Here is a 26,925-nt window from a genome sequence, read left to right on the forward strand (position 1 = left end):
GCTCAGACCTGATCGGGGTGCTCTGGAGCCCCGCCGGCCGGACCCTTGGAGTACTGGGTGTAGAACGCGATCGCGGCGACGGCGGCGACGGTACCGATGACGCCCCACAGGATCACCGAGAAGATCAGCGAGCCGAACAGGAAGTTGTAGGTCACCGCCAGATACAGGGCCCACACCACGCGGTAGGCGCACCACAGCGCCGTCAGGCCGGAACCGATCGCGATTGCCAGGCTCTTCTGCCGATCGACGCGCGCGATCTGCTGCTCGACGTTGGGCGGCAGGATCTTCATCTGTGGTCCTTTCGCAGGTGCGGCGCCGCTGTGACGCCGTCCCGCTAAGTGGACTGTCTTCGGATGGCTACCGATCCCAACATCGCGCGTCGTCAGCGCGGGACGCTGCCGCGTCGGCAGCCGCCGGACAGCGTTGGCCCTCTGGTGACCACGTCGCGCAGGGATGCGCTGTCGCGCACGAGCGCCGACACCGGCGGCAGCGACAGCTGCACCTCGTAGGCGACCGCCTGGCCGTTGTCACCGCGGCAGCGCAGGCTGACCCGTTTCGCCGCCTCCGGTCCGAACGCGGCGCCGACGAGCTGGCGGAGCGTCTCCACCGATACCCGGCCGTCCGGCGTGTTCTGGAACGCCGGGTTGAGTACCGGAATCGCCTGCCCGGCAAGGGACGCCGAGATCTGGAAGTACTCCTGCGCCGTGACTCCGGAGCAGGTGCCGTGCGCCTTCCATTCGTGTGGCGCCAGGATCGCGACGTCGGACATCTTCGACTGCAGGTCCGCTTGCAGGTTCGGCGGCAGGTTCAGTGCCGGCAGGCTGGCGTCGCGCTGCCCGTTGGGTAGCGGACATGATCGTTCGGTCGACGGCTGCGGCCACAGCCCGTGCAGGATCAGCGTCGGACCGAGGGCGCCGACGTGCCCGCTGCGACAGCCCGAGTTGGACCTTTCGAGTGTGCATAGACTCGGGCCCCAGGTCATGACCAGCAGGCTGGAGGTGCTGTTGGCCACCGTATCGCCGGGTGGTTGCCGAGGCCGATTGACCACCCACACGACGGCCAGTACTACCGCGGCCACGACGGCAGTCACCAGCGCGGCTCGGCGCCACCGTCGACTATTGATGCGAAATGCCATGAAGGATAAGGCTTTGAGCCCGCCAGGTCCCCGCTACCGGTCGCTGCGTTTGCAGTTCGGATCGGCAGGCTTCGTCGGCCAGGCGCAGACGTCGATATAGGTCTTGTCCTGCCAGCCGCCGCCGTCGACCACGTTGTAGGCCGCACCGTTGGTTCCGGTGTAGGTGGCACCGCCGTCGGAGGTGACGACGTTGGTGACGTCCCACTTCTTGGCTTCCAATGCCGCCTTGTAGGCCTTCATGACTTCGGCCGGCGAACCGGTCACTTGGAAGTACAGGTGAATACCGTTGTCGGGGAGGCTGTCCGGGCCCTTGGTGGTCTGGGTGTTCGCCGGAGTCGGTATCAGCGACGGCAGTTGTCCAGCATTTGTCGCGCTCGCTGCGGCGGTGCTCGAGGTTGCGGCGGTCTTGGAGTCGGAGCCGCCGCAACCGGAGGCTGCCAGCCCGATTGCCGCCGCCAGGAACATCACTGCATAGGTGTTGCGTGTCATGAGCGTTCCCTTTCGTCTCGCGAAACCGTAGCAACTCTCGGTGATCGTTGGAGTCCTGATTGACGTCAGAAGGTGTTGACCAGGGTTCGCCGTTCGAACATCTCGCGCGACATCGTGTAGTGGTGGTAGTGCACCGCGCACTTGACGACGCAGACGAACAGGACGCCGGGGTCGGGCCGACGTCGAAGAATCGTCGCCATCCGGCGCCGGTAGATTCGCCGCAGATCGCGGTCGGGAACGTTCTTCATCAGCAGCAGGAACAGCCCGAACGCCCGGGCGGCGTCGAGGCTCTGCGATCGCCGCTTACGCCACGGATGCCGGCGCCAGTACTCACTGCGGGCGCGGCCGAATTCGAATCCCCTCGACAGGTAGAGATTCTCGAGTCGATCGAAGAAGAACTCAGGGTCGTACAACTCACGCATCATGTCGACGTATCCGTCACGCAGCTCTTCGCGACTCATCCCCAGCGGGATCACGTTGGTGCCGAAGGCCTGTTCGTCGTCGAGATCGAGGCGGCCCTCGCGCTGCAGGCGTGCATACAGCGGTGTCTTCGGGATCGCCGAGAGCATTCCGACCATCGCGTGCAGAATGTCGGTCTGACCGATGAAATCAAGCTGTTCCTTGAAGATTCGAGCGTCGTCGTGATCGAAGCCGACGATCATCCCGCACCATACTTCGAGGCCGGAGTCCTGCACCTTCCGGACGCGCTCGACGATCGTGCCGGCTTTGTGCACGTTCTGGTACTTCTTGGTCTCGCGCAGCGATTCCTCGTTAGGAGTCTCGATGCCGATGAAGACGACGGTGATATTGGCGGCGACCATGAGCTCCATCAACTCGTCGTCTTCGGACAGATTCAGCGACGCCTCGGTGAAGAACTGCAAGGGATAGCCTTGGGCGGCTTGCCATTCGGCGACGTCGCGGAGCAAGGCCTTGGCGGCGACCTTGTTGCCGATGAGGTTGTCGTCGACGATGAAGGCGATCGGGAGTTTCTGCTTGCGCAGCGCTTCGAGTTCGGCGATCACCTGTGGACTGGTCTTCATCCTCGGCTTGCGCCCGAATGTGACGATGATGTCGCAGAATTCGCATTGGAACGGGCATCCGCGGCTGAACTGAATGCTGCCGAAAACGTAGTTGTTGATCTTCAGCAGGTCATAGCGTGGCACCGGAACAGTCGTCATATCGGTGCGTTCGGCTTGCTCATAGCGACGTTGATGCGCGCCGTGGGACCACTCCTCGAGAAACTGCGGCCACGTCGTTTCGGCTTCACCGACGAAGATCACGTCGGTAAGACCGTCGAAGTAGTCCTCCTGAACGGTGACCCAGGGGCCACCCACCACGGTGAACACGCCACGCGCTTTGAGTTCGCCGAGGATTTCGCGCATCCGCCGGCGCTGGACGCTCATGCCGGTCAGCCCGACGATGTCGGCGCGGGCAAGGCGGTCGTAGTCAATGGCCTCGACGTTCTCGTCGACCAAGGTCACCTGGTGTTCACCCGGCGTCAGCGCGGCGAGCAGTGGTAGGCAGGCGGTCGGGAGGTTGCACTTCTTCCCCAATAACTTCAGTGCGTGTTCCAGACCCCAGTAGGACACCTCGAAGCGAGGGTTGACGAGGACGATGTCGGCCATGGCCACCCGTTTCTGACGGTCACGAAGATTTTCGGAGGCTAACACCGCGGGTACTGCCCGCAACCGCGTTCGGTATGGGTTCACAGGTTGCGCGGCGGCAGGCCGCTGCTAGCGCTCAGCGCTGCCCGGGTGCGCCCCCGTGCGCCGGGGTCGACGCGGTGAGACCCAGTTGCGCTTCGATGGCAGGCAGTGATCGCACCGCGTCCGGCAGCGGGATGAACAGCGGCCAGCCGTGGAACTGGCGGTCGCGCAACACGAAGGTCATGTCGAGGCCGTGGGCGATGGCCTGCTGGCGCAGCCGCACCGTGTCGGGGGCGAGCAGGTCGAAGGACCCGCTGTAGACCGTCGTGGGCGGCAACCCCGCCAGCGAGCCGTACAGGGGGCTGACCCGCGGGTCAGCCGGATCCAGGCCGGCGGCCCACTGACGCCCGAAGCTCTGCAGTTGCGACACGTCGAGCAGGGGATCCCAGATGGTCTCGCTGGCCGGATCGCTGACCGTCGCGTCCAGCCATGGCGAGATCAACACCATCCGACCCGGTGTCGTCGCACCGCGCCTGACCAACTCCTGGGTCGCGGCGAGTGCCAGTCCCCCACCGGCCGACACACCCATCAGGCTCACATGTTGGGCACCGTGGGCGTCGACCAGGCTGGTCAGGAAGTCGGCCATCTGCGGAACCACCGTTGCAGCGGTCCCGCCGTCGCCGGCCAGCGGATACATCGGCACCACGACAGTCGCGCCGGTCTGGCGTGCGATCGCTCCGTCAGCCAGCCACTCGAAGACCAGCGGTTGACTCACGTACCCGCCGCCGTGGACGGCCACCACGACGCTTTCCGTGGGAGACGCCGGTGCCAGGGTGTACACCGGCATACCGTGGTATTCGGTCTGGCTCACGGTGAGCCCCAGCGTGCTGTACCACGGCGGGCTGGCCTGGGTCAGCGTCGTAGAAGTCGAAGCACTGGGCGCTGACACGGCGTGTGACGTGAACTGTTCGAGCACCCACAGCGCACCGTTGAAGACCTGGTTGACCCACGACGGGCGGCCGGTGAACAGCGTGCGGTCCACATTCCAGTCGGTGTAGGGCACGCCGGTAGCCGCCGGGACGACCGGGGCGGTCTGCACTCGGGCTGCCTGAGCGGTCGCCGACTGGACGGCGGCGAGCGTGGCAGAGGGGAACCTGTTGCTGGTCAACATAATTCGCCGTGGAGTCGAGTTTGCACGTGCCGGGCTGCCAGGGGCGCGCCGCGCAGACTGTCCGTGCGGTGTGGTCGATGCTGGTGCGCTATGGGTCTGCTGCCCGCCGGCCGAATCCGCGGCATGTGAGGGGCTCTCAGCCGCTGCTGTTCCGCATCCCAGCACGGTCAGCGCACCCCAGCCGAGCGCAGCGGCGATCGCCAGCCGACCGGCAATTCGAACGTTGCCCATCCCCATGAACCCCCAACCCCAGGCTGATCATACAGTTTGCTGGGCGGTGACGCGCACCAGTTGTACGGATTTCCGTCTCCCGCGGCTTTCCCGGCCTGACAACACCGCATGGCCGTTTCTCCCCCGCACCGGGACGTGCGGATTAGTGTCGAGCCGTCGTCCAGACAAAGGCGGCCAGAAGGCGGGGAATGCCCATGGGGACGTTTGAAGCGACAATTCCCGTCCGCCGCGGCGACCACATTTTATGAGGAGGCTCAGCGGTGGTACTCACTGAATATCAGCCCGGCGCACCGTTTTCCGGGGTGATCGCCCGCACCGCCGACGAGTCCACCCCGGCCTGGCCTGCGCCGAAGCGGGCCCCCGACGACGCCCCGAACGTCGTGTTCATCGTCCTCGACGACACCGGCTACGGGCATCTCGGCTGTTACGGCAGCCCGATCGGCACACCGAATATCGACGCGCTGGCCGCGGACGGCCTGACATACGCCAACATGAACACCACCGCGCTGTGCTCGCCGTCGCGGTCGTGCATCCTCAACGGACGCAACCATCATTCGAATCACCTGGCGTGCCTGACCAACGGCTCGACGGGCTACCCCGGGTCTGACGGCTACATCCCGTTCGAGAACGGGTTCGTCTCCGAAATCCTTCGGGCACAGGGCTACAACACCTATTGCGTCGGCAAGTGGCACCTGGCGCCCGAGGAGACGATGACCGCGGCCGGGCCGTACGACCGCTGGCCGCTGGGACGTGGATTCGAGCGCTACTACGGCTTCCTGGGTGGCGACACCCACCAGTACTACCCGGAGCTGGTCCGCGACAATTCCCAGACCGAGCCGGAGACCACGCCCGAGCAGGGCTACCACCTCACGCCCGACCTGGTGGAGAAGGCCACCGCGATGATCGCCGACGCCAAACAGGTCGCGCCGAACAAGCCGTTCTTCCTGTATTTCGCGCCCGGGGCGATGCACTCGCCGCACCATGTGCCCAAGGAGTGGGCCGACCGCTACGCGGGCAAGTTCGACTCCGGTTGGGAGGTCTACCGCCGCGACGTGTTCGAGCGGCAGAAGAAGCTCGGCCTCGTTCCCGCGGCGGCGGAGCTGTCCGCACCCGATCCCGACGTCGCCGATTGGGACACCCTGTCGGCCGGCGAGCGCCGGCTGTACGCACGGATGATGGAGGTCTTCGCCGGGTTCCTCGAGCACACCGACCACTACATCGGCGAACTTGTTGCCTTTCTCAAAGAGATTGGCGAGTACGACAACACAGTCATCATGCTGATCTCGGACAACGGCTCCAGCGCGGAAGGCGGTCCAACCGGGTCGGTCAACGAAACTCGGTTCTTCAACAACATTCCCGACACCGTCGAGGAAGGCCTCGCCCGCATCGACGAGATCGGCGGGCCGACGGTGTTCAACCACTTCCCCTGGGGCTGGACGCACGCGGGCAACACCCCGTTCCGGCGCTGGAAGCGGGAGACCTACCGCGGCGGCTCGACCGATCCGTTCATCGTCACCTGGCCGCGCGGTATCGCCGCGCGCGGTGAAGTGCGCTCGCACTACGCGCACATCATCGACATGGTGCCGACCGTGCTCGACGCACTGCACGTCGATCCACCGGCCGCCATCGCCGGGGTCACCCAGTCACCGATCGAAGGGGTCAGCTTCGCCCATACCTTCGACGATGCTGCCGCCCCCACCCGGCATCTGACCCAGTACTTCGAGATGCTCGGTCACCGCTCGATCTACCACGACGGCTGGCGCGCCGTATGCCCTTGGCCGGGCACCTCGTTCATCGAGTCCACCCACAAGTTCGGTGATCCGATCTCTGCCGACATGCTCAGCCAGCTCGATGCGACGGGATGGGAGCTCTACCACGTTGCCGAGGACGTCGCCGAGACCACCAACCTCGCCGAACAGGAGCCGGTGCGGCTGATCGCGATGATCACCCTCTGGTACAACGAAGCCGGTAAGTACAACGTGTTGCCGATCGACAGTCGCGGCGTGATCCGCATCGCCGACGAACGACCGCAGATCGCACCGAGCCGCAGCCGTTACGTGCTCTACCCGGGCACGCAGTCAATCTTTGCGTCCTCCGCTCCGAAGATCCTCAACCGGCCGTACTCCATCAACGCCGACGTGGATCTCACCGCCGAATCCGCAGGTGTGCTGTTGTCCATGGGCGGCAACGACGGGGGCATCACCCTCTACGTCAAGGACGGCCTGCTGTGCTACGCGCACAACTACGTGGCCAAGGAGGTCTTCACCGTCCGCTCTGACGACCGCGTACCGGCCGGCAGGCACTTCCTGTCGGTCGAGTTTGCGCCGACGGGCGAACCGGATATCAAGAACGGCAAGGGAACTCCGGGCACCGTGACCCTGTTCGTCGACGGTGACGAAGTCGGACGCGGAGAGTTTCCGGTGACCACACCCATCCGGCTGGCCCAGGGTGGGGCGATGCTGGTGGGTGCCGACACCGGCGCGCCGGTGACGCCGGACTACGACCCACCGTTCCGGTTCGGCGGCCGGATCCACCGGGTGATCGTCGATGTCAGCGGCGAACATGTCGAGGATTACGAGGCGCAGATGAAGATCGCTCTGGCCAAGCAGTAAGCCACCGCTGAACACTTGATGAGAAGCCGCACATAACACGGATCGAGATCCCGCGGTCGCCTAGAGTCCAACGGGCACGGTCGAGAACACGAGCCGGAAGCGAGGGCACTCCAATGCCTGGAAGCCAACCGAACATCCTGGTCATCTGGGGCGATGACATCGGCATCACCAACCTGAGCTGCTACAGCGACGGATTGATGGGTTACCGCACCCCCAACATCGACCGCATCGCAGCCGAAGGCATGCGCTTCACCGACTCCTACGGTGAGCAGAGCTGCACCGCTGGCCGGTCGTCGTTCATCACCGGGCAGAGCGTGTACCGCACCGGCCTGAGCAAGGTCGGTATGCCCGGTTTCGACATCGGCCTGTCCGCCGACGACCCGACGATCGCCGAGCTGCTCAAGCCACTGGGCTATGCCACCGGGCAGTTCGGCAAGAACCACCTCGGCGACCTCAACAAGCACCTGCCCACCGCACACGGCTTCGACGAGTTCTTCGGCAACCTCTACCACCTCAACGCCGAGGAGGAACCCGAGAACCCGAACTACCCGACCGAAGAAGAGGCGCCGCTCCTTCGCAAGATGATGCTGCCACGCGGCGTTATCCACTCATGGGCCACCGAAGAAGTCTCCGACGAGATCGACGAACGGTACGGCCCGGTAGGCCGGCAGCGCATCGAGGACACCGGACCGCTGACCCGCAAGCGGATGGAGACCATCGACGACGAAACCACGACGGCGGCAATCGACTTCATCAAGCGTCAGCACGAGTCTTCGACGCCGTTCTTCGTGTGGATGAACACCACCCACATGCATTTCCGCACCCACACAAAACCGGAGAGCCTGGGTCAGGCCGGCCGCTGGCAGTCGCCGTATCACGACACGATGATCGACCACGACAACACCGTCGGCCGGTTGCTGGACCTGGTTGACGAGCTCGGCATCACCGAGGACACCATCGTCATCTACTCCACCGACAACGGCCCGCACGCCAACAGCTGGCCCGACGGCGCCACCACGCCGTTCCGCAGCGAAAAGAACACCGGCTGGGAGGGCGCCTTCCGGGTGCCGGAGATGATCCGCTGGCCCGGCCGCATCCCGGCTGGCGTGGTGTCCAATGAGATCGTCCAGCACCACGACTGGCTGCCGACGTTCCTGGCCGCGGCGGGCGAGCCCGACATCGTCACCAAGCTCAAACAGGGCCACACGATCGGCGACAAGACCTACCACGTACACATCGACGGCTACAACATCCTGCCGTACCTGACCGGCGAGGAGGACCAGAGCCCGCGCCGGGGCTTGATCTACTTCTCCGACGACTGCGACGTGCTCGGTCTGCGCTACGAGAACTGGAAGATCGTGTTCCTCGAGCAGCGCTGCCAGGGGACCCTGCAGATCTGGTTCGAGCCCTTCACCGAACTGCGGGCGCCGAAGATCTTCAACCTGCGGACGGACCCGTTCGAACGCGCCGACGTCACCTCCAACACCTACTGGGACTGGGTTCTGGAGAACGTCTTCATCGCGCTGTACGGCAACGCGTTGGTCATGCGGTTCCTTGACACCTTCAAGGAGTTCCCGCCGCGCAGCGAGCCGGCGTCATTCACCATCACCGCCGCGGTCGAGAAGCTCAAGAAGCACTTCGAATCCCGCGGCGGCTGAGCTTGCCCGGGTTGGTCGCCTGGCGTGACGGACCGACCAAGTCGGCGATCGTCGACTTCGTCGACCGCGTCACCACCGCGGGCGCGGATTTCGTCGAGCCCGAGGCGCGGATCGCCGTCTTCGACAACGACGGCACGCTGTGGGTGGAGAAGCCGGCGTATGTCCAGCTGGACTTCCTGGTGCGCCGGCTCGCCCAACAAGCGGCCGCCGACCCGGCGCTGGCCGAGCGGCAACCGTACGCCGCCGCCGCGGCCGGTGATCTCGCGTGGTTCGGCGACGCGGTCACCAAGCACTACGACGGCGACGACTCTGGGCTGAAACTTCTTGCCGCAGGCGTCTTGTCGGCATACCAGGGCCTGACGGTCGAGCAGCACGCCGAGCAGGTTAAGGCCTTCTTTGCCGAGGCCGTCCACCCGGTCCTGCACCGCCCGTACACCTCCTGCGGATACACCCCGATGGTGGAGTTGCTGCGCTACCTCGAGGCACACGGGTTCACCAGCTATATCGCCTCCGGCGGCGGCCGCGACTTCATGCGACCCGTGACCACTGAGATGTACGGCATTCCGCCGGAGCGGGTGATCGGCAGCTCGGTGGGCCTGGATTTCACCGACGGCCACTTGCTGACCACGTCGCGGCCGGAGGTCCTCAACGACGGCCCCGCGAAGGCCGTGCGGATCTGGGGGCGTACTGGACGACGCCCCATCTTCGCGGCGGGAAACTCCAACGGCGATATCGAGATGCTCCAATTCGCCGATGCATCACCTGGCCCGTCGATGAGCATGCTTGTGCTGCACGACGACGATGACCGCGAATTCGGTTACACCGCAGGTGCAGAACGCGCGCTGGACCTCGCCGCTGATTCCGGCTGGGCGGTGACCAGCATGCGCGACGATTGGGCGAGTGTCTTTTCCGGCGGGCTGGGGGCACCTCCCGCTTGCGGGGGCGAGCGAAGCGACCCGGGGATGGGGTCGTGACAAACGACCTCGTGTGGATCCCGGCGCAGACCGCCGCTCTCGGCTCCGATCACCATTACCCGGAGGAGAGCCCGGTCCGGCAGGTCGCGGTCGAGGGCTTCTGGATTCAGTCCCGCCAGGTCACCAACGCCGAGTTCGCCGAATTCGTCGACGCCACAAGCTATGTCACCGTCGCCGAGCGCCCGCTGGATCCTGCCGACTATCCCGGTGCGCCGGCTGAGAACCTGCTGCCGGGATCGATGGTGTTCCACCGCACCAGCGGCCCGGTGGACCTGCGGCACCTGAGCCAGTGGTGGACCTGGACGCCGGGAGCGTCGTGGCGCAGGCCGGTCGGACCGCTGTCGTCGATCGACAAACGTGCCGACCATCCCGTCGCGCACGTCGCCTACGAGGATGCCGAGGCCTTCGCCGCGTGGGCAGGACTTGCGCTGCCCACCGAAGCCGAATGGGAGACTGCCGCACGCGGCGGCCTCGACCGAACCGTCTACACCTGGGGAGACGAGCCGGAAGGGCCGGGCCAACGGCTGGCCAACTACTGGCACGGCGAGTTCCCGTGGCGACCGGAGCCCGGCTACGGGCGCACCTCGCCGGTCGGCAGCTTCCCTCCCAACGGCTACGGCCTGTTCGATATGGCGGGCAACGTCTGGGAGTGGACCAACGACTGGTACGCCGATACCCGAGCCGGCGACCCGTGCTGCGAGGCGGGTAGCTACGACCCCGCACAGCCGCAGTTCAAGGTTCCGCGCAAGGTGATCAAGGGCGGTTCCTTTCTCTGCGCCGACAACTACTGCCTGCGTTACCGGCCGGCCGCGCGGCGTCCCCAGATGATCGATACAGGTATGAGCCACATCGGTTTTCGGTGCGTCAAGCGGTAGCTGCACCGCGATCAATCAGGGGGAAGCCTTATGCCGTTGAACAAGTACACGACACCCACCCGCCACGACCGGTTCGCGATGGGACTGCAATGAGCACACCACTGGATCGCACGCACCTGCCGCTGCCGGACACCCCGACCGGTGGCATTGCCGGGCCTACGATCGCCGACTCGGTGATGCCGACGATCCAGCCCATCCGGCCGCCTGCGGGGGCGCCCAACATCGTGATCGTCTTGCTCGACGACGTCGGCTTCGGTGCCACCGCGACCTTCGGGGGCCCGGTGCCCACCCCGACCGGTGACGCTCTGGCGGCAGAGGGATTGCGGTACAACCGGTTCCACACCACCGCGTTGTGCTCCCCCACCCGGGCCGCGTTGCTGACTGGCCGGAATCACCACGTCGTGAACACCGGCATCATCACCGAGTACGCGACCGGTTACGACGGCTACAACAGCATCATCCCGAAGTCGGCGGCCACGGTCGCCGAGACGCTGAGGCAGAACGGCTACAGCACAGCTTGTTTCGGCAAGTGGCACAACACTCCGGTGTGGGAGGTCAGTCCGGCCGGCCCCTTCGACCGGTGGCCCACCGGGATGGGGTTCCAGGAGTTCTACGGGTTCATGGGTGGTGAGTCGCACCAGTACAAGCCCGGTCTGTACCACGGAACCACCCCGATCGAGGCGCCTGATATCGAGGGCTACCACCTGACCACCGACCTCGCCGACCAGATGATCGCGTGGGTGGGCCGTCAGCGCACCGTGTCGCCCGACAAGCCGTTCTTCGTCTACTGGGCCCCGGGCGCCACCCACGCTCCGCACCACGTGGCCCCGGAGTGGAGCGCGCCCTTCGCCGGCCAGTTCGACGAGGGCTGGGATGCGTTGCGGGAGGCAATCTTTGCCCGCCAGAAGGCCCTTGGTGTCATCCCGGACGATGCGCTGCTCACCCCGCGCCACGAGTCCGTCCCGGCCTGGGACGACATCTCCCCCGAACACAAGAAGATCGGCGCCCGGCTGATGGAGGTCTACGCCGGGTTCATGGCGCACACCGATCACGAGATCGGGCGAATCGTCACCGCTCTGAAGGACATGAACGAATGGGACGACACCCTGTTCGTGTACATCATCGGTGACAACGGCGCCGCGCCCGCGGGTGGAATCGAGGGCGTGTTCAACGAGATGGTCTCGCTCAACGGCCTCAAAGAGGACGTGCAGGTCGTGCTGTCGAAGATGGACGAGTTCGGCGGCCCGAAGGCCAGTAATGAGTACCCGGTGGGATTCGCGTGGGCGACGTGCACGCCGTTTCAGTTCACCAAGCAGTTCGCCAGCCACTTCGGCGGCACCCGCAACCCGATGATCGTGACCTGGCCTAGCCGCATCGCCGACCACGGCGGGCTGCGGTCACAGTTTCACCACGTCATCGACATCGCGCCCACCCTGCTCGAGGCCGCCGGCATCCCGGCACCTGAGGTGGTCAACGGTGTGGCGCAGAAGCCGCTCGACGGAACCAGCCTGGCGTATACCTTTGACGACGCGCAGGCTCCAGATCGCCGGACCACCCAGTACTTCGAGATCATGGGTATCCGCGGGATCTATCACGAGGGCTGGTTCGCCTGCACCTACCACGGCAAGATTCTGTGGAAGCCGGGCAAGGCGCCGGCGTTCTCCGATGACCGCTGGGAGCTCTACGACCTCACCCGCGACTTCAGCCAAGCGACCGACCTTGCCGCGGAGCACCCGGAGAAGCTGGCCGAACTCAAGGCGCTGTTCGACGACGAGGCCCGACGAAACTCCGTGTTCCCGTTGGATGACCGCGGCCCGGCACGCGCTATGAATGCGCGGCCGACGATCATGGGCGATCGCACCTCGATCTCTCTGGAGGCCGGGGCGATCCGGATGCCCGAGGACATCATCCGCAGTACCTTCAACCGGTCCTATTCGATCACTGCGGACTTCGCCCCCAACGCCTCCGGCGCGACCGAGGGGGTGTTGTTCGCCGCCGGCGGCTACTTCGCCGGGCTGTCGCTCTATGTCCAGGACGGGCGTCCAAAGTTCACCTACAACTACTTCGGATCCACCTACACCACCATCGTCGGCGACGATGCCCTGCCTGAGGGCCCAACATCGCTGCGTCTCGAATTCGACTACGACGGTGGCGGTCTCGGCAAAGGAGGCCTTGCGCGGTTATCGGTCAATGACACCGAGGTGGGCCAGGCCCGCATCGAGGCGACCGTCCCGTTGGGCTTCAGCGCCGACGAGGGAATCGACGTCGGTATGGACACCGGCACGCCGGCCGCCGACACCTACGACGATGCGTATCCGTTCACGGGGACGATCGAGATGGTAACCATCGCCTTGCGATGAGCGTGTAGACGCCGCCGGCCACCGCAGTCACCAGACCGTAGAGCGCGATGGCGGCATGCTCGTCGGTGGTGGGAAAGTTGGCTGACGCCAGCGCCAATGCGGTTGCCGGGTGCCGGCAGGCCGTGGCGAAGGCCAGCACCGCGGCATCGCGACGGTCCGGTCCCCCCAGCAGGTGGCCGATACCCAGGGCGCCCACCACGAAGATCGCGACGGCCAACAGCGTGCCGCCGCCCAGCAGCGACCACATCTCGGGGGCCGACGACACGAGCAGGGCGATCATGGCGATCGGCAACAACCAGCGCTGCACCGCAACGATGGGACCGGCGAGCCGCTTCGCGGTTGACGGCGAGAACCGAGCGACGAGCATTCCCGCCAGCAACGGCGCCAGAATGGACAGCGCCAACAACCGCGCGATGGACCATGGCATCGCCACATAGTCCCGCCCGAACACCGCCTCCAGGATCGCCGCGGCGGCCACGATCACCGGGACGGCCAGCACCGCCAGCATGAGCACCAGACCCAGCCCGTACTCGTGGCGTCCTCCCGCTTTGGCGCCCCGGCCGGGCAGCAGCGGTGGTAGCGGTGAAATCGACAGCGCCACAAGCGCAATGGCCACTTCGCGGTGGACGTCGAACGCTTTCACCAGGACCACCGCCAACACCGGCGCCACCACCAGCACCGCGATCAGGGAACGTGCCAGCAGGCCTGGGCGGCGCAGCAGAGCGGTGACGTCGGAGAACCGGGCGCCCAGGCCAGAGCCGAACACCATCACCGCAAGGCTCAACCCGAAGGCGAGCTTCGCGACGGCGGCCCAGTTCACGCAGCACAGCCTGCCACGAACTCGACCGATTGAGCCGCAGACGAGGCGGGTTAGCCGCTACTGTGCAGCGATGCCGGGCAGGGTCAGCTGCGCGGAGCGCTGGGCACCCAGTAGTCGCCTGGTCGTGTTGATTCGACCCACATCTGGGTATGCCGACACGACGAAGCAGTGAGGTTGGGTCGGGAAAGTGGAGACCGCCATGGAGAACACAGCCAGTCGACGGACCGGGCCAGTAGGCCGGATCGCCGGCCTCGCTACGGCCGTACTGACAGCCGGCTCGGCGCTGCTGGGCGCACCGGTGCCGTCGGCATCCGCACAGCCATGCCCCGACGTCGATGTGGTCTTCGCCCGGGGCACCGGTGAGCCCCCGGGCCTGGGCGGAGTCGGTCAGGCGTTTGTCGACGCCTTGCGCTCGCAGGTGGGGTCACGATCCGTCGACGTCTACCCCGTCAACTACGCCGCCAGCTCCAATTTCGCGGCGGGCGTGGACTTCGCCAGAACCGTCGTCGACGGCATCCGCGACGCCGGCGAGCACATCCGGTCCGAAGCCGCGAACTGCCCCAACACGAAGATCGTTCTCGGCGGGTATTCGCAGGGCGCCGCCCTGGCCGGGTTCGTCACCGCGGCTGGCGTACCGGAGACGGTGCCCGCGGCCTTCCGGTCCTACATTCCACAGCCGCTCCCCCCGGACGTCGCTGACCATGTCGCCGCGGTCGTGCTGTTCGGCGAGCCGTCGGATCAGTTCATGAGTGAGAACGGTTCGCCGGCAGTGACGATCGGGCCGCTGTACGCGGGTAAGACCCTCAATCTGTGCGCGGAAGGCGACACGATCTGTAACGGCGCCCCCGGTGGGGGCCCCAGCCTCGCGCATGCCCTGTACGGCGTGAACGGGATGACCGCAGCAGGTGCGGCGTTCGCGGCGGGCCGGCTGTAGCTCCGTCAGCTCCCAAAGTCTTGACTGACGACTCGGTCGCATGTGACGATTTCGTCATTCAACCGGCCATGCGGAGCATTCATGACGAGAATCGCCAGCGCGGAGACCTACCGTGGCGACATCTACACCAGGGACGCGATCCTCGACCCCTATCCGCACTATCGGCGCCTGCGGCAACAGGGATCGGTGGTGTGGCTGTCCAAGCAGCAGGTGTTCGCACTGCCGCGCTACACCGAGTGCAAGGCCGTGTTGCGCGATGACGAGACGTTCATCTCGACCGGTGGCGTGGCGCTGAATTCGCTGAGCAACCGACTTTCGCGTGGCACCACCTTGGCCAGCGACGGACCTGAGCACGACCGTCGCCGAAAGCTCGTCGCCCACCGGATGATGCCTCGCGCGCTGAACGCGATCAGCGACCAGATCTACAGCTCCGCTGAGCAATTGGTCGATCTTGCCGTGCGCCGGGGCGACGTCGACGGTGCCGAGCTCGCCGCTGCACTGCCGCTGTCGGTGATGCCCGACCTGGTGGGCTGGCCTGCCGGCCAACGCGACCGTCTGTTGGACTGGGCCGGAGCCACATTCGACGCACTGGGGCCTGCCAACGGCCGCATGTTGCGATCACTGCCCGGTGCGCTGCAGATGCTGCGCTTCGCCCATCAGGTGGTCAAGACCCGTGCCGCGATCCCGGGCAGCATGGCTGACGAACTGCTCACCGCGGCAAACGGCGATCTGCTCACCGAGAAGGAATGTCCGGCTCTGCTGGTCGACTATGTCGGGCCCGCACTGGACACCACGATCAGCTCAATCTCCAACGCCCTCAATCTGTTTGCCACTCACCCCGAACAGTGGCAGCTGCTCCGATCGGAACCGGAGCGGATCCCCAACGCGATCAACGAGATCGTGCGATACGAATCTCCGGTGCGCGCGTTCGGCCGACGGGTCGCCGTTGATACCGAGATCGATGGCACGCCACTGCGGGCCGGCTCGCAGGTGCTGGTGATGTACGCCTCAGCCAACCGTGACGAACTCGAGTGGGGCAACCCCGACACCTTTGATATCACCCGTGAAGCGGGTCGCCACCTCGGTTTCGGGCAGGGCGCCCACGCCTGTGCCGGGCAGGCACTCGCACGCCTGGAGACGACGGCTATTCTGCGGGCGTTGATCGCGCGCGTCGAGCGCCTGGAGCTCACCGGTGAGCCGAAGTGGGCCCTCAACAACATCATTCGCAGGCATGAGCGGCTGCCACTGCGGTTGCACGGCGCCAGGGGCTAGCGAGCGGCTAAAACAGCGCAGCCCCATGCGTTACCGAAAGCATCTGAGACCCTCGGGCAGCCAATCAGCCACCCTATTCGTATACTGAGTATGTCTTACTCGGCGACTCGGAGAAATGAGCCCTTTCATGGCGACACCACTAGGGCTCAACGCCGAATGACCGAATCCGCACGGGCAACCGTCGCCGCCATCGTCGAACATTGGGCCGTGCCCGGCGGTGCGGTGGTGGCCGTCGACAAGCATCGCGAAGTGTTCTCCTACCGCTTCGGCCACGCTGACGTCAGCGCTGCCACACCCGTTGCGCCACAACACCTTTTCGAAATCGGTTCGATCAGCAAGGTGTTCAACGCGATCGCCATCCTGCAGCTGGTGCGCTGCGGCCTGATCCGGCTCGACGACCCCATCGGTGCGGTGCTCGATTGGCTGCCGGAACCACTGCGGGCCAACGAGATCACCATCGAGCGATTGCTCACTCACACCGCCGGCCTGGTTGCCAGTACTGAGGCCCTCCCCGACGAGCTCGGCCAGACCGCCACCTTCGCAGGCGATGTGTCACCGGCTGCACCGGGGACGTTCTTCCACTATTCGAATCTGGGCTTTCTCCTGCTCGGCCAAGCGGCCCGACAGGTCTCTGGACAAGGTCTCACCGACGTGGTGCGCGACCAGATCCTGGTCCCCCTCCAGATGAACTCCACAATCACGTGCGTCACCCACGACGACTACTCGTCGCTCGCACGCGGCTATCAAGCGTTGCGTGACGACCGACCATGGGTTCCTGGTGAAGCGTTGGTGCAGGCGCCGTGGCTCGAGGTCGCCGGTTCCGACGGCAATATCGCAGCCACAGCTTCGGATCTGGCGCTGTTCGCGCGCATGTTGTTGGGCCGAGGCACCCTGGACACCACGACGATCCTGCACCCGGACGACTTCGACACCATGATCGGTTCGACGGCCCCCGACGGGGAAGACATCCTCCCGCTGCCCGGGGTTCCCGCTACCGAGACAAGCAACTACGGCCTCGGCGTCAACGTCGAACGGGTGGGCGGGCGGACCGTGCTGTCACACGGCGGTGGCATGGTCGGCTACGCCTCGTTCCTGCTGGCCGACCTCGACGACGAACTCGCCGTTTGCGTGGTCACCAACGCCAACGGTGACAGCCCCATCGCCGAGGCGATCGCCCGCAGCGTCGCCGCTGAGCTGAGGTCACCGGGCTCGGTCGACACTGTGGGACTGACGCCGTACTGGTGGCCCGGGGCCGTCGAACAGCAGGGCTATGTCGGCGAATTCGTCGATGACTCCCCCGATTCGGCCGGATCGGAAGGGCCGCAGGCGATTCGGATCAGCATCGAGGAACGTAGCCCTGGCCGGGTGCGGTTGACCCTCGAATGGGCCGACGGGCGGGAGCCACTGCTGCGCACCTGGACCCGCGGCGCGGTCGTTCGGGCTCGATCACTGGCGAAGTACTCATTGAACTTTCGAGATGACAGCTGGCATTGGGGACCGCGGACATTCAGGCGGGCCGGTGCGCCTGCGGCGACGGAACGGTCGGACTCAGAACTGGAAGCGTTCTGCGGCCACTATCGCTCGTACTCGCCGTGGTACACGAACTTTCGTGTGGTGCTGCGCCGGGGCCGGCTCTTCTTGATCGCCCCGGGCGGTGTCGAAGCTCCGACCGAAGACTGTGAGCTTGTTGCTCTGGGCGAGAGCACTTTTCGGATCGGGGCAGACCCCCGCCTGCCCGAGCGCATCACGTTCGGCCCGCCGGTCAACGGGACGTCTGCGTGGGCGATCCGCGACGGCTGCCCGTACTCCCGCTCGTTCACTGAGTGACGGAGACCGCCTACGCCACTGCGAAGGCGGGATACGGCGCGTCTGGCCCGATGGTTGACGGGCCGGGTCCGGTTGGCTGCGAACCGAATCCGGGACTCGTCGGCCCGTATCCCGGTTGCGGACCATGCAATGACGTGTCGGGGCCGTAGCCCGGAGTCGCCGGACCGTAGCCCGGCGGTGGCCCATAGCCGGGCAGCGTAGGGCCGGACCCGCTCAGCAGCCTGCCCATCACGAAAGCCGCCGCCTGGTCGGTGTAGCCGGGGACGTAGCCCTCGGTATGTCCGCTCCAAGCGTTGCCGGGGCCCGCGTGACAGATCGGGTCACCGGGGTTGCACATGTCGACCGCCTTGGAGCCCAGGAGTGCGCTCTGGGTCGGCAGCGATCCGCCGGTGCGGCCCGCCACATTGCCGAAGGTCGCGACAGCCGCGATATTGTCGGCGTACTGAGGCGGTAGCGCGTTGCCCCAGGTGATACCGCCCATGGGCACACCGGCAACGATGTCGATCACGCTCGCCCCTTGCGAGAAGCCACCCAAGACGATCTTGGTGTCGGGACAGGACGACACCGTCGACTTGATGTGGGAGATCGCGTCGTCGGCACCGTCGCCGCCGTGCAGCTGCAGCTTGCCGGCCTTGTAGTTGACGGCGTAGGTGTCGATGGTCATGCCGGGGGCCTGCTTGCGCAGTGAGTCGACGAAGGCATCACCGACGCGGCCGAGGCCCGGCGGCTCGTCGGTGCCACGCGCGAAGATGACCTCCGCATCGGGGCAGTCGGCGGCCGACGCGACGGGCGGCGCAACGGGAGCGACCACAAGCACGAACAACGGCGAAGCAACCAGCCCGACCCAGCGACCGGTTGACCAGCCGCCCCCCACCAGGTGCCTTCGCGGTGAGCGAATAGGCATGCCGAGAATCTATCGCACTGTGTGGGCAAATGGACCAAACAGTTTCCTCCATTCCAAGCAGGGCGATATTGACGGAAACGCAAACAGGCCTTGTCGTTTCGGCCCAGGTCCTACCACCGTCAAGCAGACAATCCCTCGACGACCGCCAGTGCGGTGAGGTAGCGGACTTCCTCGGTAGCGGCGCGATCGCTGAGGAACTGGCCGGAGGCGCCGGCCTGGGCGGCCATCAGCGCGCGGGTGAAGATCTCCGGCGTGACGGTCATCGTCCGGCCGGTCTTCGCGATCAACTCGACGAAGATCCCCTGCAGCCCTTCGCGGAGGCGTTCGACTTGGGCGTCCAGCGCCCGGGCGATGTCGGGCTGATGGGCGGCGCGTGCCACCAGAGCGGCATGCAGAGCGATGCGCGGTTGATCGGCGACGCCGGCCTTCAACAGCTCGCGCACCACCCGATCGGTCTTGAGTACTCCCTTGGCGCGCAGCAGGGGTTCGGCGGTGCTCCGCAACCGCTCGACGAGGGCGTCGTTCTGATGGTCGTACACCTCGAAGAGCAGGGCCTCCATGTCGTCGTAACTGGAGTAGAACGCACCACGGGTGTAGCCGGCCGCCCGGCACACCTCCTCCACACTGAACCAGGTCCTGCCACTGTCCCTGATGAGCGCGTCGGTGGCCTCGATCAACCGGGCCCGGGTGTTGCTACGCCGGCGGGTTTCCCGCGTCTCTGTGACCTTCACGACAAACTGCCCTTCAAACTCGATACATTCCGTATTGGATGCATATCGTATTGAATCATCGACACGTTGAGACGGCAACCTCAGGAGGAGACCATGAGCCGACCCGCTGCGCTCCCCGCTCCGCCGACGCATCCCGGCGCCGACGACACCCCGATCATCGTGGCGCGGGGGTTGACCTTCGACGGCGAGCACAGCCCGCTGTTCAGCGACGTCGACCTCGACCTCGATCACGGCCTGCACGCGGTACACATGCCCGGCGGCCACAGCCAGAAGGCACTGCTGCTGACCCTGGCCGGTCGGCTCAAGCCCAGCGCCGGCAGTGTTGCGGTGTTCGGCGAGACCGCGCCGCGAGCCATCCGCCGGCACTGCGCGATCGCGGCCTTCGACGACATCGACGACCTGGACGAGGCCGTCACGGTGGGAACTGTCGTCACCGAGCAGCACCGCTGGCTCGCTCCCCTGTTTCGGCGGGTGCGCGACGATTCGGGCCGGGACGTCCTGGCAGAGGTGTTCGGAGATATCGACCGTCCGGCGTCAACCGACTACATCGGGGACCTGGGCGACCTGGAGATGTTCCTGCTGCAGATCGCCCTGGCGCTGTACTCGGATCGACCGGTCCTGGTGGTCGGCGATCTCGAACAGGTCCGCGACAGTGGACGGCGGGCGCAGGCGGTGCAACGCCTCGGCGCCATCGCCGCCGACCGTCTGGTCGTTGTGGGCGTGACGAATTCGCTCGGCGACGAGGCACCCGAGCATGAAGTACACATCCCGAACATCACGGGGAAGGACTGACGAGATGGTGGGCGGACTTGCCCTGGGGTCGGAGATCAAACGCTTCGCCCGCAACCGGATGACGCGGATCGCCATCGTCGTCTTGATGCTGATGCCACTGTCCTACGGCGCCCTGTATCTGTGGGCGTACTGGGATCCGTTCGGGCATGTGAACAAACTGCCGGTGGCACTGGTCAATTCGGACCGGGGCACGACGGTGTCTGGTCAGAAGATGAATGTCGGCAAGGAGATCGCCGACCGGCTCACCGATGATGCGAGCCTGGACTGGCACTTGGTTGATGACGCCGAGGCGCGCGACGGGGTGGCGCACGGCAAGTACTACTTCATGCTGGAGCTGCCACCGGACTTCAGCGACGCCATCGCGTCGCCCACCACCGGTAACCCCCGCAAGGCGCAGCTGATTGCCGAGTACAACGACGCCAACAACTACATCTCGTCGAGCATCGGCCGCACCGCTGTGGAACAGGTGCTCAACGCCGTGTCGACCAGGATCTCGGGGCAGGCGGTCAACCAGGTGCTCTCAGTGATCACCACCTCGGGCGCGGGCATCCAGCAGGCGGCCGACGGAGCCACACAACTCGCCGACGGCGCAGCCCAACTCGACACTGGCGCAGGGCAATTGACGGCCGGTCTCGATGCCGCCCGCAACGGATCCGCGGAACTGGCGGCTGGCTCGCGCACCCTGTCCGACGGAATCAACACCGCCACCGATCCCCTGCTGAAGATCACCAACCTGCTGGGACAGATCAGCACGCAGAGCGATCAGGTCAACGGCCAGGTCCAGGACAGCTCGTCCGCATTGGCCGAAGCGTCTGATGAACTCGACACCATCGCTGGGGCACAGGATGCCGCAGCCCAGTCGTTGACCTCGATCATCGACAACCTGTCGGCCAACCAGGATCCGGTGTCGGCGATGGCCACCGCGAAACTGCGCGAGACCCGCGACCAGCTGTTGGCCCACCAGCGGACCCCGGACATCCAGGCGAAACTCGATAAGGCCCGCGCAGCCGCCAACGCGGGCGGTCCGGTCGGTTCCGCCCTGACTGATATCTCTGCCAAGGGCAAGGAACTCACCGACAAGCTCACCCAGTTGCGCGATGGCGCCCAGCAGGTGGCATCGGGCAATGCCCGGCTCAATGCCGGAATCACCACACTTGACGAGGGCGCCCGGAAGCTGAAAACCGGCACGGCGCAGTTGAGTTCCGGTGCGCATGAGCTCGCGACCAAACTCACCGAGGGTGCGCAGAAGGTGCCCGACTGGACACCCCGGCAGAAGGACGCCATCGCCGAGGCGATCGGCGGGCCGGTTCAGCTGACGAGTTCACATGAGAACTCGGCGCCGAACTTCGGCACCGGCATGGCACCGTTCTTCCTCACGCTCGCTTTGTTCTTCGGCGCCATGCTGTTGTGGATGGCGTTCCGTCCACTGCAGAACCGGGCCATCGCCGCGGAGATCAGCCCGATCCGGGTGACGCTGGCCAGCTACCTGCCCGCAGTCCTGATCGGTATTCCTCAGGCGGTGATCCTGTACTGCGTCGTGCGCTTCGCGCTGCATGTGCACGCAGAACACCCGGTGGCCATGCTGGGCTTCATGATCCTGGCTTCCTGCGCCTTCATCGCGGTGGCGCAGGCGATCAGCGCCCTGCTCGGCCCGGTGTTGGGCAAGGTGCTGCTGATGACGCTGCTGATGCTGCAACTTGTCAGCGCCGGGGGGCTCTACCCCGTCGAGACCACCACCAAGCCGTTCCAGGCACTGCACCGACTCGACCCCATGACGTACGGCGTCAACGGGTTACGGCAGTTGATCCTCGGCGGCGTCGACGGTCGGCTGTGGCAGGCACTGATCTTCATGGTCGCCCTGTGGTTGGGGTCGATACTGCTGACCTCGCTGGCGGCCCGACGCAACCAGTTGTGGAACCTCACCCGATTAGTGCCAAGCGTCAAGATGTAGCCGATACCAGGCACTCTCGCCGACACAAGCCGACCGGCGACGGAGGGCGACGACGACGGACTAGTTTGACACTGGCGGTTCTCGACCAAAAGATCGGCGGTCATATGCAGTTCACACCACACCTGCTTGGCCCGACCTTGTTGGTGGTCTGCGCGCTCATGGTCCTTGCCGCCGCCGCGCTGTACCGGGTGACCACGCTGGGTTCGGCGCTCACCGTGCCCCGCGCTGCGATACGCGCGGTCGTGCAACTGTCCGCGGTGGCCGCCATCCTGACCACCGCATTGAGAAGCCTGTGGACATCGCTTCTGGTGCTGGCCGTCATGTTCGTTGCCGCAGCGGTGACCGCGGCCCGCCGCAGTCAGTCGAACCGCTCGTGGCTTCTCGCCGTGGCACTCGGGGCGGGTCTGACCTCCGTGCTTCCACTGCTGACAGGGTCTGGTCTGGTACCGATGAAGGGCGCCGCGCTCGTGCCCGTCACCGGAATCATCCTGGGAAGCACCATGACCGCGACCTCGGTCGCGGCCCGCCGTGCTCTTGACACCCTCACCACCCGAGCCGGCGAGGTCGAGGCCGCGTTGAGTCTAGGATTCCGCGACCGTGAGGCGCGAATGGAGATGATCGGCACCACCGCCACCGACGCACTCCTGCCGAACCTCGACCAGACCAGAACGGTGGGGGTCGTGACACTGCCGGGAGCCTTCGTCGGGGTCTTGCTCAGCACGGGGTCGGCGGCCCAGGCCGGTGCCGTCCAGATACTGATCTTGCTGGCGATACTGCTGTCGCAGACCTGCGCGGTGGTGGTGACGCTCGAACTTATTGCACGGGGCGTGATCACGCGGTCGGGCGACAATCAGGCCTCGTCACGGCGATGGCGTTTGCGGGGCAAACGACTTGCACCCCGATGACCGCTCTGGGGTTCGCCGTCAATGCAGCGACGTCGACAACGCGGTCAGACTCTCGCTCGCTTTGGTTTGGTCGGGATTGTCGGCCCGCACGGCATGCAAAGCCCGATCAATCTGACTGTCAAGGCGGTGCCAGCCCGTTTCATCCATTGGCCGCAAGCTTGTTTCGTCACTGTCCCAGGCAGTTTCGAGATCGGTGATCCGGTCCTTCGCCCCGGCCCAGTCCCCGGCACGGACCTTCGCCGCGGTGTCGTCGACGATCTGGCGTAACTTGGCGATCTCGGCCGGCGGAAAGTGTGCTGCCGCTGCGCCGGCCGGTCCCGGCGACACCTCAGCGCTCGCTGTTCCCGAGTCCGCTTCCTCTGCGGAGGAGGATTCATGGGGTTCACCGGATGCCGCGATGAGCACAGCCGCCGTGACTACTGCCGCCGCGATGTAGTAGCCGAGCATGATCCGTTCGCGAGCCGGGTTCGTCGTGACCAGAGGGCCATCCCGGCGGTCGTAGTCCTCGAGCACATCGCTGCGGCTGGCGGTGAGGTAGCCGACCGTGGCCAGGATCGCGGCGAGGAACACCACGCTGGTGACAGCGGTGCCGATTCCCAGGCCGCCCTGGGACCACGGCGACGCCAGCCAGTCGCCGAGATTCGCGCCCAGCGGGCGAGTCAGAATGTAGGCCAACCAGAACGACAGCACCGCGTTGGCGCCCAGGCGCCAACCAATGGCAACGACGACGATCAGACTCGCCGGCAGAAGCACCGAGATGCCCGGGCTCCAGCCCGTGAGCTCCAGCGTCCAGTCGCCTACGGCCGTGCCCAGGGCGAAGGTCACCAGGACCGCCAGCCAGTAGAACAGCTCCCTGGGCAATGTGACGATGCTGTGGATCGACAATGTCCGTTCTCGCGCGTACCAGACGGCGAAGACGACGGCCAACGCGAGGGCAAAGGCACTGCTGCTCAACGCAAGTGGAACGCCGAGCTGATCGGTGAGGATGTCGGTGTAGAGAGTGCCCGTGATCGAGAGGACCACGACGGTGAGCCAGTACACGAACGGGACGTAGCGCGGCAGGCTCAACTGCCACACCAGAACGGCAACAAGGACACCCGTGAAGATGAGCGCCGTCGCGCTCAGCCCGATGCCGAGTGTCATATTGATCCAGTCGGCGAAGCTCTCCCCGACGGTGGTGCAGAGGATCTTGATGATCCAGAACCACACGGTGACTTCGGGAACCTTGCTCAGCCGGGTGCGACCGGTCGTCGATGTCGATGTGCCCGCCGTCTCCGCCACGCCACGCACCCTAGAGCGGGTTCACTGAGTAAACGCTGAGATCATCGGGCAACCAATCGCAACTATCGCCTCCGCTCGCGCCCGCTACGGCACAGTGGAGGGGTGCGTGACGCGGTCGTGTCGACTTCTCCGGATCTGGGAGTGATGTCCCGCCTGCGACTTCCCCAGTGGAGCATCGCGGCGCGCTCGGCATTCATTGCCGGCGCAGTCGTACTTGTTGCGCTCGCCGTCAGCGGGGCGGCGTTGACCGCCATTTTCTACCGCCTGTCGATCGCGGGCGTGGATGCGGCCGCCGCCGACAGGGTCCGCGATGTCTCTGCCGGTTTGATCGAAGACACCCCGCCGGATCTTGACGACCCACTGCTTGCCACTGACCAACGCATCGACGCAGTGCAAGTGATCAGCCCAGAAGGGACCGTACTTCGCCGATCCGACAGCGCACCGGACACACCGTTGGTGCCACTGAGCACGGTGAGCGGACGACTGGTTACAGGCATGTCGCCGAAGTCCGGTGCTGACAGCGACATGCGGGTCAGCGCGCAATCGATCAGCACGCCAAAGGGTTCCTTCATCGTCATCGTCGCAGGCGGTGACGAGGCCGTGGAGTCCGCGGTGCGTACCGCCGTGATTCTGCTGCTATCCGCTGCCCCGGTGGTCGTCGGCGTCGCCGCTATGGCCACCTATCGCCTTGTCCGACGATCCCTGGGTTCGGTAGACGCCATGCGCGCACGCGTCGCTGCAATCAGCAGCTCAGATCTGTCCGAACGTGTCCCGGTGCCTGCCGGCCGCGACGAGATCTCAGCGCTGGCCGCAACGATGAACGACATGCTGGATCGCATCGAGGCCGGACATGTTGCGCAGCGCCAGTTCGTCGGCGACGCCTCTCACGAGTTGCGCAGTCCCTTGACTGCCATCATCTCCGCCCTGGATGTGGCGGTGGCTCATCCTGAGTTACTCGACATCGAATTGGCCAGGGAAACCTTGGTTCCCGAGGCGCAGCGAATGCGCACACTGGTTGAGGACCTGCTGCTGTTGGCCCGCGCTGACGAACGTGGCCTGGCCTTTCACCGCGAACCGGTTCAACTCGACGAGATAGCTACCAGTGAAGTCGTTCGCCTGCGGCGCAACAGCACTCACACTGTGGACATCGCCACAGAACGGGTCGAGGTGAACGGTGACGGCCCCGCGTTATCCCGGGTGGTGCGCAATCTGCTCGACAACGCCGCCCGTCACGCGACCTCACGCGTGGACGTAACGGTGAACGGTGCCGGCGGTAGTGCAATCGTAACCGTCGCCGACGACGGCCCTGGGATTCCGGTCGCCGATCGTCAACGCGTATTCGACAGGTTTGTGCGCCTGGACACTTCGCGGTCACGCCGCGGCGGCGGAAGTGGACTGGGACTATCCATCGCGGCAGAGATCGTCGCCGCCCATCACGGTGAGATCACCATCACCGATCGACCTGGCGGCGGAACTGTTATGACGGTTCAGCTGCCGGCTGCGAACACACCTGACTCCAATCGATAACCAACTCCACGAATTGTCTCGATGGTGTTGGCACCGAACGGTATGTCGATCTTACGACGTAGATAGCGAACGTAAACTTCGACGATGTTGTCCGGACCGTCGTAGTGCGGATCCCAAACGTTGTGCAGGATATCGGATTTGGTGCATACCGCGTCTTTATTGCGGATCAGATACGCCAGCAATCCGAATTCCCTGGGGCTCAAGTCAATTGGTGTACCACTGCGCTCCACCACATGGCGGACCGGATCAAGCGTGAGATCGCCGGCCGTCATCACAACCGGACGTTCCGGGGCCCCACGACGTGCCAGAGCGCGCAACCTAGCGACGAGGACCACGAAGGAGAAGGGCTTGACGAGATAGTCGTCGGCACCCAGATCGAAGGCGTCGGCCTGGTCGTACTCGCCGTCTTTGGCTGTCAGCATCAGAATCGGAGTCCAGATTCCTGCGGCCCGCAACCGACGGAGGACCTCATAGCCGCTCAATTCCGGCAGCATGATGTCCAAAACAATCACATCAAACTTGTTCTCAGTGGCCTGCCACAGAGCTTCGGTTCCACTCGCGACATGCACGACCATCAAACCCTCCGCCGCCAGACCGAGTTTGAGGCTGGATGCCACGCCGGGTTCGTCCTCGACGAGCAGAATCTTCATGGCGAACGGCCCCCTGCCGACTGGTTCATGACGCACCCACGACCAGTATGCCGAAAGGCCGGCGCGTCGCCGCTAGGGTGAAGCTTCCGCGCATCGGTGTCAACGAGAGCGCAACGGATCTCCAAAGCAACGCGCCGGCCGCCATCGGCTGGCTCACACTACGGTCCAGACGCCACGAGC

22 protein-coding genes are annotated in these 26,925 nt (G+C 65.5%); 12 read left to right on the forward strand and 10 right to left on the reverse strand.

Annotated elements, in window-relative coordinates; all coding sequences use genetic code 11:
• Positions 1-2: 2 nt before the first annotated feature.
• From HBE64_RS17245 to HBE64_RS17265, 5 genes are all read right to left on the reverse strand, one after another.
• Entirely contained in the window at positions 3-290 is a 288-nt protein-coding gene (locus HBE64_RS17245; RefSeq protein WP_167104709.1) for a hypothetical protein, read from the reverse strand.
• Between the two features lie 92 nt (positions 291-382).
• Positions 383-1,135, reverse strand: a complete 753-nt coding sequence (locus HBE64_RS17250; RefSeq protein WP_243841358.1) for a ribonuclease T(2) — start codon at positions 1,133-1,135, stop codon at positions 383-385.
• Positions 1,136-1,168: 33 nt separating this feature from the next.
• Positions 1,169-1,624 carry a hypothetical protein gene (locus HBE64_RS17255; protein WP_167104712.1) on the reverse strand — a complete coding sequence of 152 codons (456 nt, stop codon included), beginning with the start codon at positions 1,622-1,624 and terminating at the stop codon, positions 1,169-1,171.
• Positions 1,625-1,689: 65 nt separating this feature from the next.
• Positions 1,690-3,249: a B12-binding domain-containing radical SAM protein gene (locus HBE64_RS17260; RefSeq protein WP_167104715.1), complete on the reverse strand. Its 1,560-nt coding sequence runs from the start codon at positions 3,247-3,249 to the stop codon at positions 1,690-1,692.
• A 115-nt stretch (positions 3,250-3,364) separates the two neighbouring features.
• Complete coding sequence (locus tag HBE64_RS17265; RefSeq protein ID WP_167104718.1) at positions 3,365-4,369, reverse strand: alpha/beta hydrolase; 1,005 nt, start codon at positions 4,367-4,369, stop codon at positions 3,365-3,367.
• Between the two features lie 563 nt (positions 4,370-4,932).
• On the opposite strand from HBE64_RS17265, the gene HBE64_RS17270 reads away from it, so the two are divergent.
• From HBE64_RS17270 to HBE64_RS17290, 5 genes are all read left to right on the forward strand, one after another.
• Entirely contained in the window at positions 4,933-7,284 is a 2,352-nt protein-coding gene (locus HBE64_RS17270) for an arylsulfatase (protein ID WP_167104721.1), read from the forward strand.
• Between the two features lie 113 nt (positions 7,285-7,397).
• The gene (locus HBE64_RS17275) at positions 7,398-8,942 is read left to right on the forward strand and encodes an arylsulfatase (protein WP_167104724.1); all 1,545 of its coding nucleotides are present in this window, start codon (positions 7,398-7,400) and stop codon (positions 8,940-8,942) included.
• Positions 8,943-8,944: 2 nt separating this feature from the next.
• Positions 8,945-9,916 carry an HAD family hydrolase gene (locus tag HBE64_RS17280; protein WP_371744002.1) on the forward strand — a complete coding sequence of 324 codons (972 nt, stop codon included), beginning with the start codon at positions 8,945-8,947 and terminating at the stop codon, positions 9,914-9,916.
• Positions 9,913-10,791 carry a formylglycine-generating enzyme family protein gene (locus HBE64_RS17285; protein WP_167104727.1) on the forward strand — a complete coding sequence of 293 codons (879 nt, stop codon included), beginning with the start codon at positions 9,913-9,915 and terminating at the stop codon, positions 10,789-10,791. Before HBE64_RS17280 ends, HBE64_RS17285 begins: the two co-directional genes overlap by 4 nt.
• Before the next feature lie 89 nt (positions 10,792-10,880).
• The gene (locus tag HBE64_RS17290) at positions 10,881-13,151 is read left to right on the forward strand and encodes an arylsulfatase (RefSeq protein ID WP_167104730.1); all 2,271 of its coding nucleotides are present in this window, start codon (positions 10,881-10,883) and stop codon (positions 13,149-13,151) included.
• On the opposite strand, the gene HBE64_RS17295 is transcribed toward HBE64_RS17290, so the two are convergent.
• Positions 13,111-13,971 carry a bile acid:sodium symporter family protein gene (locus tag HBE64_RS17295; protein WP_243841359.1) on the reverse strand — a complete coding sequence of 287 codons (861 nt, stop codon included), beginning with the start codon at positions 13,969-13,971 and terminating at the stop codon, positions 13,111-13,113. The two genes, HBE64_RS17290 and HBE64_RS17295, sit on opposite strands and share 41 nt — an antisense overlap.
• 199 nt (positions 13,972-14,170) lie before the next feature.
• On the opposite strand from HBE64_RS17295, the gene HBE64_RS17300 reads away from it, so the two are divergent.
• The 3 genes from HBE64_RS17300 (at position 14,171) to HBE64_RS17310 (ending at position 18,004) form a co-directional block, all read left to right on the forward strand.
• Positions 14,171-14,905, forward strand: coding sequence for a cutinase family protein (locus HBE64_RS17300; protein WP_167104733.1), 735 nt, complete (start codon positions 14,171-14,173; stop codon positions 14,903-14,905).
• A gap of 81 nt (positions 14,906-14,986) precedes the next feature.
• Positions 14,987-16,177, forward strand: coding sequence for a cytochrome P450 (locus HBE64_RS17305; RefSeq protein ID WP_167104736.1), 1,191 nt, complete (start codon positions 14,987-14,989; stop codon positions 16,175-16,177).
• Between the two features lie 156 nt (positions 16,178-16,333).
• Positions 16,334-18,004, forward strand: coding sequence for a serine hydrolase (locus HBE64_RS17310; RefSeq protein ID WP_167104739.1), 1,671 nt, complete (start codon positions 16,334-16,336; stop codon positions 18,002-18,004).
• Between the two features lie 10 nt (positions 18,005-18,014).
• Here HBE64_RS17310 and HBE64_RS17315 read toward each other — a convergent pair whose 3' ends face one another.
• Both HBE64_RS17315 and HBE64_RS17320 read right to left on the reverse strand, forming a co-directional pair.
• A complete protein-coding gene (locus HBE64_RS17315; RefSeq protein ID WP_167104742.1) occupies positions 18,015-18,908 on the reverse strand; it encodes a cutinase family protein in 894 nt (297 codons plus the stop codon).
• Between the two features lie 119 nt (positions 18,909-19,027).
• Positions 19,028-19,639, reverse strand: coding sequence for a TetR/AcrR family transcriptional regulator (locus HBE64_RS17320; RefSeq protein WP_167104746.1), 612 nt, complete (start codon positions 19,637-19,639; stop codon positions 19,028-19,030).
• 93 nt (positions 19,640-19,732) lie between these two features.
• Between HBE64_RS17320 and HBE64_RS17325 the strand changes: the two genes are divergently transcribed.
• From HBE64_RS17325 to HBE64_RS17335, 3 genes are all read left to right on the forward strand, one after another.
• Positions 19,733-20,431 (forward strand): hypothetical protein, encoded by a 699-nt coding sequence (locus tag HBE64_RS17325; RefSeq protein WP_167104749.1) that lies wholly within the window; start codon positions 19,733-19,735, stop codon positions 20,429-20,431.
• Positions 20,432-20,435: 4 nt separating this feature from the next.
• A complete protein-coding gene (locus HBE64_RS17330; RefSeq protein ID WP_167104752.1) occupies positions 20,436-22,382 on the forward strand; it encodes a YhgE/Pip domain-containing protein in 1,947 nt (648 codons plus the stop codon).
• Positions 22,383-22,486: 104 nt separating this feature from the next.
• Positions 22,487-23,287 carry an ABC transporter permease gene (locus tag HBE64_RS17335; protein ID WP_167104755.1) on the forward strand — a complete coding sequence of 267 codons (801 nt, stop codon included), beginning with the start codon at positions 22,487-22,489 and terminating at the stop codon, positions 23,285-23,287.
• 18 nt (positions 23,288-23,305) lie between these two features.
• Here HBE64_RS17335 and HBE64_RS17340 read toward each other — a convergent pair whose 3' ends face one another.
• Positions 23,306-24,568 (reverse strand): hypothetical protein, encoded by a 1,263-nt coding sequence (locus HBE64_RS17340; protein WP_208300498.1) that lies wholly within the window; start codon positions 24,566-24,568, stop codon positions 23,306-23,308.
• Between the two features lie 144 nt (positions 24,569-24,712).
• Here HBE64_RS17340 and HBE64_RS17345 point away from each other — a divergent pair, with 144 nt between their 5' ends.
• Positions 24,713-26,095 (forward strand): HAMP domain-containing sensor histidine kinase, encoded by a 1,383-nt coding sequence (locus HBE64_RS17345; protein ID WP_167109353.1) that lies wholly within the window; start codon positions 24,713-24,715, stop codon positions 26,093-26,095.
• Here the strand turns inward: HBE64_RS17345 and HBE64_RS17350 are convergent.
• The gene (locus tag HBE64_RS17350) at positions 26,056-26,745 is read right to left on the reverse strand and encodes a response regulator transcription factor (RefSeq protein ID WP_167104761.1); all 690 of its coding nucleotides are present in this window, start codon (positions 26,743-26,745) and stop codon (positions 26,056-26,058) included. The genes HBE64_RS17345 and HBE64_RS17350 overlap by 40 nt on opposite strands.
• Positions 26,746-26,925 lie beyond the last annotated feature (180 nt).

This window comes from Mycobacterium sp. DL592, assembly GCF_011694515.1.
Lineage (GTDB): Bacteria > Actinomycetota > Actinomycetes > Mycobacteriales > Mycobacteriaceae > Mycobacterium.

Coding starts and splice junctions, on each gene's coding strand:
- HBE64_RS17335 (WP_167104755.1), top strand. CDS start 22,487: ATGCAGTTCACACCACACCTGCTTGGCCCGACCTTGTTGGTGGTCTGC.
- HBE64_RS17300 (WP_167104733.1), top strand. CDS start 14,171: ATGGAGAACACAGCCAGTCGACGGACCGGGCCAGTAGGCCGGATCGCC.
- HBE64_RS17260 (WP_167104715.1), bottom strand. CDS start 3,249: ATGGCCGACATCGTCCTCGTCAACCCTCGCTTCGAGGTGTCCTACTGG.
- HBE64_RS17245 (WP_167104709.1), bottom strand. CDS start 290: ATGAAGATCCTGCCGCCCAACGTCGAGCAGCAGATCGCGCGCGTCGAT.
- HBE64_RS17345 (WP_167109353.1), top strand. CDS start 24,713: ATGTCCCGCCTGCGACTTCCCCAGTGGAGCATCGCGGCGCGCTCGGCA.
- HBE64_RS17305 (WP_167104736.1), top strand. CDS start 14,987: ATGACGAGAATCGCCAGCGCGGAGACCTACCGTGGCGACATCTACACC.
- HBE64_RS17310 (WP_167104739.1), top strand. CDS start 16,334: ATGACCGAATCCGCACGGGCAACCGTCGCCGCCATCGTCGAACATTGG.
- HBE64_RS17330 (WP_167104752.1), top strand. CDS start 20,436: ATGGTGGGCGGACTTGCCCTGGGGTCGGAGATCAAACGCTTCGCCCGC.
- HBE64_RS17290 (WP_167104730.1), top strand. CDS start 10,881: ATGAGCACACCACTGGATCGCACGCACCTGCCGCTGCCGGACACCCCG.
- HBE64_RS17350 (WP_167104761.1), bottom strand. CDS start 26,745: ATGAAGATTCTGCTCGTCGAGGACGAACCCGGCGTGGCATCCAGCCTC.
- HBE64_RS17315 (WP_167104742.1), bottom strand. CDS start 18,908: ATGCCTATTCGCTCACCGCGAAGGCACCTGGTGGGGGGCGGCTGGTCA.
- HBE64_RS17325 (WP_167104749.1), top strand. CDS start 19,733: ATGAGCCGACCCGCTGCGCTCCCCGCTCCGCCGACGCATCCCGGCGCC.
- HBE64_RS17250 (WP_243841358.1), bottom strand. CDS start 1,135: ATGGCATTTCGCATCAATAGTCGACGGTGGCGCCGAGCCGCGCTGGTG.
- HBE64_RS17255 (WP_167104712.1), bottom strand. CDS start 1,624: ATGACACGCAACACCTATGCAGTGATGTTCCTGGCGGCGGCAATCGGG.
- HBE64_RS17275 (WP_167104724.1), top strand. CDS start 7,398: ATGCCTGGAAGCCAACCGAACATCCTGGTCATCTGGGGCGATGACATC.